At 27.9% G+C, this 12,489-nt stretch carries 12 protein-coding genes; all 12 read right to left on the reverse strand.

The features are described 5' to 3' along the window. Positions 1-31: 31 nt before the first annotated feature. Complete coding sequence (locus tag ACLVEP_RS04175; RefSeq protein ID WP_412583036.1) at positions 32-526, reverse strand: hypothetical protein; 495 nt, start codon at positions 524-526, stop codon at positions 32-34. 38 nt (positions 527-564) lie between these two features. Further along, on the reverse strand, positions 565-1,434 hold the full coding sequence (hslO, locus tag ACLVEP_RS04180) for an Hsp33 family molecular chaperone HslO (RefSeq protein WP_412583039.1): 870 nt from the start codon (positions 1,432-1,434) through the stop codon (positions 565-567). 135 nt (positions 1,435-1,569) lie between these two features. After that, entirely contained in the window at positions 1,570-3,519 is a 1,950-nt protein-coding gene (ftsH, locus tag ACLVEP_RS04185; RefSeq protein ID WP_412583041.1) for an ATP-dependent zinc metalloprotease FtsH, read from the reverse strand. A 12-nt stretch (positions 3,520-3,531) separates the two neighbouring features. Further along, positions 3,532-4,065, reverse strand: a complete 534-nt coding sequence (gene hpt / locus ACLVEP_RS04190; RefSeq protein ID WP_022002391.1) for a hypoxanthine phosphoribosyltransferase — start codon at positions 4,063-4,065, stop codon at positions 3,532-3,534. A gap of 10 nt (positions 4,066-4,075) precedes the next feature. Then, on the reverse strand, positions 4,076-5,320 hold the full coding sequence (tilS, locus tag ACLVEP_RS04195; protein ID WP_412583043.1) for a tRNA lysidine(34) synthetase TilS: 1,245 nt from the start codon (positions 5,318-5,320) through the stop codon (positions 4,076-4,078). Between the two features lie 30 nt (positions 5,321-5,350). Beyond that, on the reverse strand, positions 5,351-7,534 hold the full coding sequence (locus tag ACLVEP_RS04200) for a SpoIIE family protein phosphatase (RefSeq protein WP_412583045.1): 2,184 nt from the start codon (positions 7,532-7,534) through the stop codon (positions 5,351-5,353). Between the two features lie 132 nt (positions 7,535-7,666). Then, positions 7,667-8,164, reverse strand: a complete 498-nt coding sequence (locus ACLVEP_RS04205) for a GNAT family N-acetyltransferase (RefSeq protein WP_412583047.1) — start codon at positions 8,162-8,164, stop codon at positions 7,667-7,669. A 1-nt stretch (position 8,165) separates the two neighbouring features. Then, positions 8,166-9,023: a peptide chain release factor N(5)-glutamine methyltransferase gene (prmC, locus tag ACLVEP_RS04210; protein ID WP_412583049.1), complete on the reverse strand. Its 858-nt coding sequence runs from the start codon at positions 9,021-9,023 to the stop codon at positions 8,166-8,168. Beyond that, entirely contained in the window at positions 9,023-10,099 is a 1,077-nt protein-coding gene (gene prfA, locus ACLVEP_RS04215) for a peptide chain release factor 1 (RefSeq protein WP_022002396.1), read from the reverse strand. The genes prmC and prfA overlap by 1 nt, the downstream gene beginning before the upstream one ends. A gap of 83 nt (positions 10,100-10,182) precedes the next feature. Then, positions 10,183-10,971, reverse strand: coding sequence for a YoaK family protein (locus tag ACLVEP_RS04220; protein ID WP_412583050.1), 789 nt, complete (start codon positions 10,969-10,971; stop codon positions 10,183-10,185). An 83-nt stretch (positions 10,972-11,054) separates the two neighbouring features. Beyond that, positions 11,055-11,558 (reverse strand): hypothetical protein, encoded by a 504-nt coding sequence (locus tag ACLVEP_RS04225; RefSeq protein ID WP_412583051.1) that lies wholly within the window; start codon positions 11,556-11,558, stop codon positions 11,055-11,057. A 6-nt stretch (positions 11,559-11,564) separates the two neighbouring features. Beyond that, positions 11,565-12,489: hypothetical protein (locus tag ACLVEP_RS04230; RefSeq protein ID WP_412583053.1), on the reverse strand; the 925-nt coding region annotated here is incomplete at its 5' end.

The raw sequence follows: 12,489 nt of genomic DNA on the forward strand, positions 1-12,489 counted from the left end.
TGATTTCCTAGAAAAATAAAGGCTTATGCCTTTATTTTTCTTTACAAGTCAATCCTGCATTCTTTTGATTTTTTAAAGTATCTTTTAAAGAGATATATTCTATATCTTTATAACTTCCATTAGTTCTAACAAGTCCTGCATCTACAAGATCTTTCATATATTCATTATCATATTGAATATCAACTGTATAAATCACTTTATTTCCTTTAACCTTTAATGAAGCTTTAACACCATTTACACCTTTATAAAAATTATTACTATTTTTTATATAATCCTTATAATAAGAAATTGGATATGTATCTGAAATATAATCACTATAATCATATGTGACTTGTGTTTTTGTTTCTTTAACTTTTTCATCACTAGAAATGACTTCTACTTTCTCCGTTGTAATCATATCTAGGTTTCCTTTACATATTGTTGTTTTTGTTAAATGACTTGTTAAATAGAAAACAATTCCACCTATCAATACAATAAAGATAATTCCTATTATTAATACTTTTATTTTCTTTTTCTTGTTTTCCATTTTTTTCTCCTTTAAAAAAATCACATTTTTCAATGTGATTATAAACGATTTATTAAATTTTGCAATTCTTCCTCACTAAATTGATATTTTGTATTACAAAATTGACATGTGATTTCACAACCATGATCTTCATCAATCATACTTTGAAGTTCTTGTTTTCCAATTGTTGATAAAGCATTGATCATTTTTTCTCTTGAACAATCACAAGTAAAGAATAAATCTTGTTGATCTGTGATTTCAACATCATCAAAAATCATTTTTAAGATTTCTTCTGGTGTTTTTCCTTCATGAATTAATGAAGAAACAGCAGGGAAATCTTTTATTTTTTCTTCAATATAAGAAATATCTTCTTCAGTAGCATCTGGTAATAATTGAATAATAAAACCACCTGAAGATAAGATTTCATTTGTTTCATCAACTAAAACACCTACAGAAACAACAGATGGTGTTTGTTCACTTGCCATGAAATAATAAGAAAAATCATCACCGATTTCTCCAGTTTGAAGAGGAACTGTTCCACAGAATGGTTCTTTTAACCCCATATCTCTAATAACTTGTAACGTTCCTTGTGTTCCAACAGCCACACCTACTGCTAAATGTCCAGTATCATTATAAGTATAATGAACATGTGGATCACCTACAAAACCTTTAATATGTCCATCACCACATGTAACAGCCATCATTGTTCCAATAGGTCCACCACCATTAATTGTGACAGTCATTTTTTCATTATTTTTATTCATTGCAGCCATCATAAGAGTTGCTGACATCATTCTTCCAAGAGCAGCAGATGCTGTAGGCCACAAATCATGTTCTTGTCTTGCTTTTTCTAATAACTCAGTTGTTTGACATGCAAAAACACGACAATTTTTACTATTGACTAAACCTCTAACTAAATAATCTTTCATTTTTCTTTTCTATAAAAAGAACACGGAAGAAAATATCGGAATAATCATACTTAGTGATATTAAGATGATTACAATTCTCTTTGTTCGTGTACTCATATTTATCCCCTTTCTAAATGAAAAAAAGCGAATTTCGCTTTATTTCATTTCATCTAATAAATCATCTTGATCATCAATTGATGGTTTTTCTTCTTTAACTTCTTGAACAGGTTCTTCAGTTAAAGTTCCATCATGATGTTCTAACATTTTACCTGTATTATATAAAGATTCAATATCTTCACCAGATAATGTTTCATGTTCAAGTAATGCTTCTGCAATACAAATAAGTTTTTCTTTATTTTGTTCAATAATATTTGTTGCTTCTTGATAACAAGCATCAATAATTTTACGTACTTGAACATCAATTTCATAAGCAATTTGTCCTGAATGTGTATTACTTCTTTGAGTATAATCTCTACCTAAGAAAACTTGTCCATTTTCAGAATCATATTGAATAGGTCCAAGCTCTGACATACCTAATTCAGTAACCATCATTCTCGCAATTCTAGTTGCTTGTTCAATATCATTATGTGCTCCTGAACTTACATCTCCAAAGAAGACTTCTTCAGCCACACGTCCACCCATATATCCTGAAATAGTTGCTTTTAATTGACTCTTAGTTTGGAAATATGTTTCTTCTTTAGGTGTCATTAAGTTATAACCACCTGCTTGTCCACGAGGAACAATTGTAACTTTTTGTACTTTATTGGCATCTTCTAAAGTTAAACCAATTAAAGCATGTCCTGCTTCATGGTAAGCCACTAAGCGTCTTTCTCTTTCAGTATATTTACGTGATTTCTTAGCAGGTCCACCCATAACACGGTCTACTGCTTCATCAATATCAGCCATTGTAATTAAATCATGATTTTGTCTTACAGCAAGTAAAGCAGCTTCATTTAAAACATTTGAAAGTTCTGCCCCAGAGAATCCTGGTGTACGTTGAGCAATGTTATCAAAGTTAACATCTGGTGTAAAACGTTTATTTCTTGCATGAACTTTTAAGATTTGACTACGTGCACGTTTATCTGGATTAGCTACTTGGATTTGTCTATCGAAACGACCTGGTCTAAGTAAAGCTGGATCTAAGACATCTGCACGGTTTGTAGCTGCTAAAACGATAATTCCTTCATTTCCAGAGAAACCATCCATTTCAACTAATAATTGGTTAAGTGTTTGTTCACGTTCATCGTGTCCTCCACCCATACCAGTACCTCTTTGACGACCAACTGCATCAATTTCGTCAATGAAGATAATACATGGTGCTGTTTGTTTTGCTTTTTTGAACATGTCTCTTACACGTCCAGCACCAACACCAACGAACATTTCTACGAATTCAGAACCTGAAATTGAGTAGAATGGAACGTTTGCTTCACCTGCTACCGCTCTAGCAAGTAATGTTTTCCCTGTCCCTGGTGGACCTACAAGTAAAACACCACGTGGGATCTTAGCACCCATATCAGCAAATTTCTTTGGTGTTTTTAAGAAGTCAACTAATTCTTTAACTTCTTCTTTTTCTTCATCCATTCCAGCAACATCACTAAAATGTGTTTTAGAATTTTTTTCTAGTTTAGCTCTTGAATTACCAAATTCAAATGCTTTGTTATTACCACCAGCAGTATTTGACATCATCTTCAAGAAGAAGAACATTCCACCAAATAAAATCAAGTATGGTAATAAACTTATAATGAAGTTCAAGAATTGATTTCTTTCAGCATCATTGACAACATTGATTTTTGTACCATTTTCATCTAACAAGCTAATTAAAGAATCTAATTCAGTTTCTGTTCTTGGAATAACAACAGAAAATTTAGTATCTTCTTTTTTACCATTGCTTGCTTTTTTAGAATATGTTCCACTTACATCAATGACTAATGATTTAGGAACGATTTCTACATCTTTTACTTTTTCTTTTTGAACTATCTCTATAAACTTATCATATCTAATTTCTGACGATTCACTTTGATTAAAGAAAGGAATTGCCACAGAAATAACCATCAATACAATAAGCCATGGTAGGATAGACTTCAACAATCCTTTTTTATTTCCCATAAAATCTCCTAACTATTTTTTATAACAATCTTCTTTTAATATACCTATATAAGGTAATTGACGATAACGTTCATTAAAATCAAGACCATATCCTACAACAAAGGCATTAGGAATTTTAAATCCTGAATAATCAGCTTTCATATCAAAAACACGACCTTCTTCTTTATCTAATAAAGTCACGATTTTAACACTCTTAGCATGTCTTTTTTCTAACATTTCTTTAACGTTATATAAAGTCTTTCCAGTATCTAAAATATCTTCTACGATTAAAACATTCTTACCACGAATATCTTCTTTAATATCTTGTCTAACAACTAATGTTTTAGATTCAACACCACTATAACTACTTACTGACATAAAGTCGAATTTAACATCACTTTTTAAATGTTTAGCAAGTTCTGCCATAAATGGAACTGAACCTTTTAATAAACCAACTAATAAAATTTCTTGACCAGCATAATCTTGATCAATTTGTTTTGCTAATTCATCACATTTAGCCTTAATTTCTTCTTCTGTATATAATATTTCTTTTATATCCTTGTGCATACCTTACACCTCACTTACATGTGTCATATTTTATCACAAAAACATTTGGTTTTGTATATAAATACTTGATATTTTTGGCGATATGTGGGATCAAAATGATCTCACCATGGCAATTTTCAACAATTGGCCATATTTTACGCTCATCTCTAGGAATTTTACGATCTATAAATAGCCTAGAGACCTTTTTTGTTCCTCCAGATGTTTTGATTGTATCACCATTTTTAAAACATCTGATAACTATTGGAAAGTCTTCTTTTGAAAGAAAAACACCATCGTGAAGATGTCCTTGATCTGTTAAAAAATAATGTAATTGTTGATCTTTATAAAAAGATTCATACTTTACATAATAAGTATCGTCAATTTCTTTTTTTCTAACGGCTACATTATTATACTTTTTTATGAACACAAAATTAACAGGTAATGATATTTCAATATTTGGTTTTTTTGAATGGATTTGTTTAATAATTTCTTGTACTAAGTTTTCTGTTATTAGTGGTGGATAGATTTCTTTTTTTAACATATAATAAATGATTTGATCTAATGATTCTGTTGGTAACTTATATAAATACAAGAAATGATTTTGATCATATTCTTGATAAATTTGTTGGAGTTTTGCTTGTTGGATTTTATATTGTTGATTATGTTTTTTTGACTTTTCTATTAATTCTTGTTCATTATATTTTTTAAGATCAATATGTCTTACATGATTACGTGTATAACGTGTATCATAGTTTGTATAGTCTTCATGATATTCAAGATGATTTTTAGTACAATAATCTATAAGTTGTTGTTTTTTTAACTTTAATAAGGGTCTTACAATATGCATATTTTTAACATAAGATTGTTCTTTTATACCCAAATATCCCTTTGTGTTATGTCTTTGTAATTGCATCACGATCGTTTCTAAATGATCATTTAAATGATGCCCTAAAATAATCGTATCAATCCCATTTAAATCACCTATTTCTTTATAAAAAGCATATCTTTTTTCTCTTGCTAACATTTCAAAATTACCTTTTTGATATTCTTTTTTATCACCTTGCCTTACATAAAAAGGAAGATGATGATTTTGACAATAACTACGTACGAGATTTTCATCAAAATCACTATCTTCTCTAAAATGATAATTATAATGTACAACAATAACATTATATGCTTTTTTAACTAACATATCTAATAAAGCCATAGAATCTACGCCACCAGATACCCCTACAAGATATTTTCTATTTTTATCTAATAAACTTTCATCTAACATAATATCACCGCTTGTATTATAGCATATCTCTTACGAATTTCTATTGACCACTTTAATAACAATAATACTCATATCATCTAGATCTTTCTTTTGAAAAGATTTTTGAAAAAGAAAGGAAACAATTTCATAAACCGACATTTTTTCAATTTCTTCTTGATATTTTTTTAATAAATCAAAGAAATGCTCTCCTACTCCATCACTTGTAAGAATCAATATATCATTTTCTTTGATTTTCATATCATAAGAAACCATCTTCATTGTAGAAGCCATTCCTACTGGTAAAGAATGAGAATGTAAAACATCTATTTGATGATTTCTTATTAAATAACTTTCATAAGCTCCATATTTAATTACTTTTAATCTTGAATTCATTAAATTAAAATCAAATAAATCTAATGTTGTATACATATCTCCTTGATTCTTTATCTTTAATAACGTATTTAAAGTATTCAATGTATCTTTTAATTGAATGCCATTTTTAAGCAATTGACTTAAGACATCCAATGTCAATTTACTTTCCTTATAAGCAATATAACCTTGTCCCATACCATCAGATAAAGCCACATAATGATGTTCATCCAAGCCAAAAGTAAGAATACTATCTCCACATTGTTGTTCTAAAGCATACTGTTTTTTCGCAAGTTGTAATGTATATTTAAGTTCATGTTTTAATAAAATTGAAGTGTAACCTATTTGAAGATGTTGCTTTTTAATAGAGACAAGATCTAATGATTCATTTAAATAATTTTCTAAAATAGGAATAAGTTCTTCTGTTACAGTTTTTTCATCTATATCTTCTATTCCTATTTCTAACATATAATTTTCATAATCTTTTTTTATTTTCTTTAAATAATACACTTCAAAATGATACGCTTTTAAATGTTCTAAGATTTTCTTTTCATTATCTTGTTCATCTATCTTTTTAGAAAAGTTTTGAAAAACATGCCCCATGATTGAAAACTCTTGAAATAAATCTTTTTTTAAATGATCATGTGCATGATTAACTTTTAACATCTTAAAATAACCTTTTTGATGATTCTTTAAACTCTTTAAATAATCATCCGGCTTTAAACAATGTTGATAAATATATTGATAATCATCTACCTCTAAATCTTTTTGAATTCCCTTAGAAATCAACTTACCTAAACGACTCATTCCTTCTTGACCATAAAAACAATATTTTTTAGAAGAACAATGATGACACACATCCTCATAAACATATCCCACATATTCAGATAAATGGGTTTCTTGATTTTCTTCTTTAAAAACTTCTGTGAGTTGATGAAATAAAGATGCAAAAGCATCGGCTTTACTTTTAAGTTGTTCTTGATAACTTATTTCTATAAATTCTGGATTGATCTTTATTTTTTTATTTTTAAATTGTGGAGAAATCATAAATAAAAAAACTGGAACAAGAATCACAAAAGCATAATAGAAGTAATTATAGTTAATAAAAAAAGGTAATGTAATATGTGATAATAAGAAAATAGACATGAATAGATATTTGTTTTTAGGTTGTATCATAAAAAAGAAACTCATTGGTAATATTAAGGATAAGACATCATCTTTTAATGATGGAGCTATAAGCATTAAAAGAATAGAAAGATATAAAATAATAGGCATGACTTTTTCAATTGATAAATAATAAATAGAAATTAATAAGAAATATCTTAAAAAGATCATTGTATATGTTGTATTAAAAGGAATAAAACTAATAAACAAAGTACATACCACAACAATTAATGCTTGTAATCTTTTTATATTTAAAACATTTTTATTTTGATGAATAATCAAAGGAATAATTTCTTGATCAAGATAACAATTAAACAACGTTAACATGATAAGAACTGTTGTTTGTAAGATGTTATAATGATTCGCATAGAAAAAGGGAATCAAAATTGCTGTCATAATAAAAGAAATATACTTTGTTTTTAATAAATGTGTAAAATTAAGAAGATAAATGGTCAGTAATAATGTAATGATGACCACGATTGTAAATGTATCTTGATTAATAATCGATATTCCTATAATAGCTGTTAAAAAGCATATAAGATACAGATATCCACTATAAAACGATACAATAAATAAAGGTAATAAAAAAGGTAAGGCTGTTTCTTGTATTTTAGCGTAACTTAAAATAATGGTACTAAAAAATATAATGATTGGTAAAATATAATGCACGTGTTTTTGTTTATTGACGATAACTAAATCCATTTTATTTCCACCTCGTAATCATTATATAGAGTTTATTTTAAATATTTTGTCACTAAAAAAAGACATCTTTAAATTGATGCCTTTTATTTTGAATTATCCATTTAACTCATTTTAATAAAAATATGAATAACTCTATTTATTTAACATTTTACGATAAAGTACATCTTGGTAAAACCAAGATTTATGGATTTTATCAAATCCATTTCTTTCTAATAGCTTAATTGATTTTATATTATCTTCATATACATGACATAAACATATTTTAAAAGAATATGTTTCATACATTACCTTAAATACACTCTTTAATGCTTCACTTGCATATCCTTTAGACCAGTGAACACTATCTAAAGTATATCCTAAAGTAAAAGTTGTATGCCCATCTATTTCAATAAAGATATCTCCAATAAGCTGATTGTTTTCTTTTAAATAAAGACCAAATTGGTAGTTACCAATTTGTCCATGAAATGGATGCTTTTGACAATATTCAATACGGCTAATAGCCTTATTTAAGGGATATTCATCCCATGATTGATACATTGCTACTTCTTCTTTATCACGATATTCACTAAAACGTTTAGCATCATCTAATGTAAGTGGCTTGATTATGAGTCTTTCTGTTTCTATATTCATATTATTTTAAATTATAATAGATAAATAACATTCTATCTTTTCCATTAATATCTTTAATAATTTCAAAAGGATAATCTCCAAAGAATTCCTTGATTGCTGTTTCCATCAATTCTCTTTGATCAAATCCCATTTCAAAAGCTAATAAAGCTCTATCATTTAATAAAGGTTTTACTTCTTTAAAAATCTTACGATAGAAATAAAGACCATCATTTCCTCCAAATAATGCTACATGAGGTTCGTTATCTTTAACCATTGCTTCAATATCTTGATCATTAGGAATATAAGGTGGATTAGAAACAAAGATATCTACCTTTTCATGTGTATCTAATAAAGGTTGTAACATATCCCCATTTCTAAATTCAACATTTGCTCCTAATGTTTTCGCATTTTCTTGAGCGACAACTAAAGCTTCTTTAGAAATATCTGTCGCAATAACTTTTAAACGTGGTTCTTCTAAAGCAAGAGTAATCGCAATAGCTCCACTTCCTGTTCCTACATCACATAAATGAATTTCTTTATAATCATTAAAGTAATCATCAATACGATATAAAATATTTTCTACTAATTCTTCTGTTTCATAACGAGGAATCAATACATCTTCATTTACTTTAAAATCTCTACCAAAGAAACTTTCACATCCTTTGATATATTGAATAGGTTTTCCTTGATAATATTCTTCCATTCCTGCAAGAAAAGCTTTTTCTAATTCAGGTTCTACTTCTTCATTCATCATTAAATAAAGTTCATGAGGTTCTTTTTTAGCAAGATGATAAAATAAGACTTTTGCGACATTGACATCTTTATGTTCATCATCTAATTTACTTTCGGCTTCTTTAATTAATTCTCTAACTGTTTTCATTATTTTTGTCCTTCTAATTTAAGACGTTGATCTTCATTAATTAATGCTGTAATAATATCATCTAATTTACCTTCAATAATACGATCTAATTGTTGAATTGTAAGTCCAATACGATGATCTGTTACACGGTTTTGAGGATAGTTATAAGTTCTGATCTTTTCAGCACGATCTCCTGTACCAACTTTAGATTTTCTTTCACTATCAATTGCTTCTGTTTGTTGAGATTGGAAGTAATCATAAACACGTGCTACTAAAGCTTTCATTGCTTTATCACGGTTATCATGTTGAGAACGTCCATCTTGACTTGTTGCCACAATTCCTGTTGGTAAGTGAGTAATACGAACAGCTGAATCTGTTTTATTGATATGTTGTCCTCCGGCACCACTTGCACGATAAGTATCAATTCTTAAATCACTTTTGTTAATTTGTACATCCACTTCTTCCATTTCTGGCATAACTAATACTGTTGCAGTTGAAGTATGCACACGTCCTTGTGTTTCAGTCTTAGGAACACGTTGAACACGGTGTGATCCAGATTCATATTTTAATTTACCATAAACACCATCACCAATCACGTTGAATGAAATAAGTGAGAAACCACCAGCTTCAGATTCTTCAGCTTCCATAACTTCTACTTTCCATCCTTGGCTTTCAGCATATTTTACATACATTCTATATAAATCACCCGCAAAGATGTTTCCTTCATCTCCACCAGCAGCTCCACGGATTTCCATGATAACGTTTTTATTATCATTTGGATCTTTAGGAATTAATTCTAATTCTAATTTTTTAATAATATCTGGCATTCTTTCTTCTAATTCATCTAATTCCATTTTTGCCATTTCTTTAATTTCAGGATCATTTTCCTTCATTAATTCTTTAGCACCATCAATACCATCTTTTACTTCTTTATATTCTTGAAACAAATCATAAGCAGCTTGTAAAGAAGCTTGTTCTTTTGTAACATCTGTCATTTTTTTAATATCAGTACCAATATCTGGATCCATCAACATATGACCTAATTCTTCATATCTATTTTCCATAGATACTAATCTATCTAACATACTTTCATTCATAGCTTTTACCTCCGTTAATTTTTTATACTCATAGCACAATAATAATACATGAAATACACGATTTAAACAAGAAAAAACGGGCGTTAATGCCCATTTGGAACTTGATCTAATAATTCTTTTTCTTTAACTAAATCTGCATATAATAAGTCCCCTTGTAAAATAACTAAGAAAATAAGGGCACCCCAAATTGCACGATCTTTAAAATAAGCACATAAAACAGTTGAAAAAATTGCTCCAGCTATAAAACATAAAATCATACATAAATGTCTTAAAGAACGATTTAAATATTTCTTTTCATGTCTTTTTCTCAACCAACGAACAAAGAAACTTCCTGTTTGTCTAATATGATTTGTGACAAAAGTTGTTGCCATCCCAACCTTTTCTGCTTGTCTAAAAGTATTAAACTGCATAGCACAGATAAAGTTGATTGTTACTTGAAAGACTTGATCTGGAACACTACTTGGTAACAATCCAAGAATAATAACCGTTATAATTTCAATACCAATTAAAATAGTATCCCATCTTAATTTTCTATATTTCTTTATTTTTAAAGCTAAATATTCAGAAACCATGGTTCCAATAAAATAAGAACTAATAGGAATCAATAAATAAGCCGCTCTCGACCAATCCATATTTCCTAAAGCCATCCCAAATAAAACAATATTAGCTGTTTGAGCATTACAGAAAACGCCACCTTTGACTGAAAAAGTATAAGCACCAAAGAATCCACCTACAGTAATCAATAATAAGAAACAACGCCAACGTTCACACTCTAGAAAGCCTTCTTCTTTTTGTTCAAGCTCTTCTTCTACTTCTTCTAATTCATTTTCTAATTGTTCAACATTCTGTTCTACTTCGCCATAATCTTTCATATTTCTCACCGCGAATATTATAGTCCTCTGATAAATTGTTATCAAGATGGAATTCTATTAAAAAAGACACATTTTCATGTGCCTTAATCATAATTTTCATACTTTGTATCACTCATCAAATATTCATATTCCGATTCATGTTCTTCATCTCTACCAGCAGTATATTCATAACTAAAAATAATGACTTTATTTTTAGTCGCAAATGTTCCATAAACAAGTCCACCTGCTTTTTTATTATTTTTATTTTTAAATTCATATCTATAACCTGGCTTATCTGTATTATCTGATTGATAACTTCTTTTTTTAACATTTTCTTCTGTATGATATGTTTGATATATTTCATTTTTTAAAAATGCATAAACCTCTTTTCTTTTAGACATACTTTCAACATCTATTGCTTTTAAAGTAATTTTATTATTTTTATCTAGTTGATAGCAATGATAATAGTCATTTGATTCATGACTTTGTTTATATTTTAAAGGAAATATGTAGGGAATTTTATCTATTTCATAGTGCTTCATTTCAACTATTTTCATATCACACCCTGTTAGTAAAACAACTAATATTAATAATATTATCTTTTTCATTTTTTATCACCTTGATCCTATGTAAATTGTTTTAATATTATTTTTTGTTAATACAATTTGGTAATCTTTATTTGTATAAGTATTTCCTTTTTTCTTAAAAGATTTTATAGCTTGATCATATTTTTTATAATGTATTTTATTTGTATCAAATTGATAAGTATGATCATCATTTAAAAAATCAATATAAGCCTCATTTTCTCTTGTTTCATAATCTGTAAGAATAACAATAAACTTAAATATTCCTTTTTTATATAAATCCTTTTTAATCGTGATATTTCTTTCATAATAAACAATCTCTTGACCTTTTAATTCTTTAACATAATCTCTGGTTTTTGTTTTAACTGTTTCACTTTCATAAATATCATCTATTTGTTCTAAAGTTTCATATTGATTTTTACTTTGATTCGTATTTATAAACAAAGATAATGTAAGAATGGCCATAAAAAGATATCTCATTTGTTTTGTATTAAATGTAGGACTTAATTTTTGTAATATACCAATGATAATAACTGGTATAAACATCATATAAAAAGCATTAGCACTTAATAAAGAAGTAACGATAATACCTATCAAATAAATAATAGAAATAGCAAAGATCAAATAATCTTTTATACCATTTAATTTCTTTAATATCCTTAAACTTTTATCATATTTTAAAGCATATAAAATTGACAAATTCAAAATAGATGACAACAAAATACCTATAGCTACAGTAAAAATCATTAATACGATAAAATATTTAGTAAATCCTTCATAATAAACAATTGGAAAACCAATTTCAAAGAAATCAATCATCAATAACTTACCAATACCAAATAAGAAATAAGCTAAGATTGGATAAATAAAATAGCGAATCTTTTTAAATTGTTTTATTTTATTATTTTTCTTAATTAACCATCTGACACATGTGCATAGTATGGTTCGGATAAAT

Source organism: Faecalibacillus sp. (genome assembly GCF_047023275.1).
GTDB lineage: Bacteria > Bacillota_I > Bacilli_A > Erysipelotrichales > Coprobacillaceae > Faecalibacillus.

Excerpts from the sequence above, each read along its gene's own strand:
- ACLVEP_RS04205 (WP_412583047.1), bottom strand. The coding sequence starts at position 8,164 with ATGAATATAGAAACAGAAAGACTCATAATCAAGCCACTTACATTAGAT.
- prfA (WP_022002396.1), bottom strand. The coding sequence starts at position 10,099 with ATGAATGAAAGTATGTTAGATAGATTAGTATCTATGGAAAATAGATAT.
- ACLVEP_RS04200 (WP_412583045.1), bottom strand. The coding sequence starts at position 7,534 with ATGGATTTAGTTATCGTCAATAAACAAAAACACGTGCATTATATTTTA.
- hpt (WP_022002391.1), bottom strand. The coding sequence starts at position 4,065 with ATGCACAAGGATATAAAAGAAATATTATATACAGAAGAAGAAATTAAG.
- ftsH (WP_412583041.1), bottom strand. The coding sequence starts at position 3,519 with ATGGGAAATAAAAAAGGATTGTTGAAGTCTATCCTACCATGGCTTATT.
- ACLVEP_RS04175 (WP_412583036.1), bottom strand. The coding sequence starts at position 526 with ATGGAAAACAAGAAAAAGAAAATAAAAGTATTAATAATAGGAATTATC.
- hslO (WP_412583039.1), bottom strand. The coding sequence starts at position 1,434 with ATGAAAGATTATTTAGTTAGAGGTTTAGTCAATAGTAAAAATTGTCGT.
- prmC (WP_412583049.1), bottom strand. The coding sequence starts at position 9,023 with ATGAAAACAGTTAGAGAATTAATTAAAGAAGCCGAAAGTAAATTAGAT.
- tilS (WP_412583043.1), bottom strand. The coding sequence starts at position 5,320 with ATGTTAGATGAAAGTTTATTAGATAAAAATAGAAAATATCTTGTAGGG.
- ACLVEP_RS04220 (WP_412583050.1), bottom strand. The coding sequence starts at position 10,971 with ATGAAAGATTATGGCGAAGTAGAACAGAATGTTGAACAATTAGAAAAT.
- ACLVEP_RS04225 (WP_412583051.1), bottom strand. The coding sequence starts at position 11,558 with ATGAAAAAGATAATATTATTAATATTAGTTGTTTTACTAACAGGGTGT.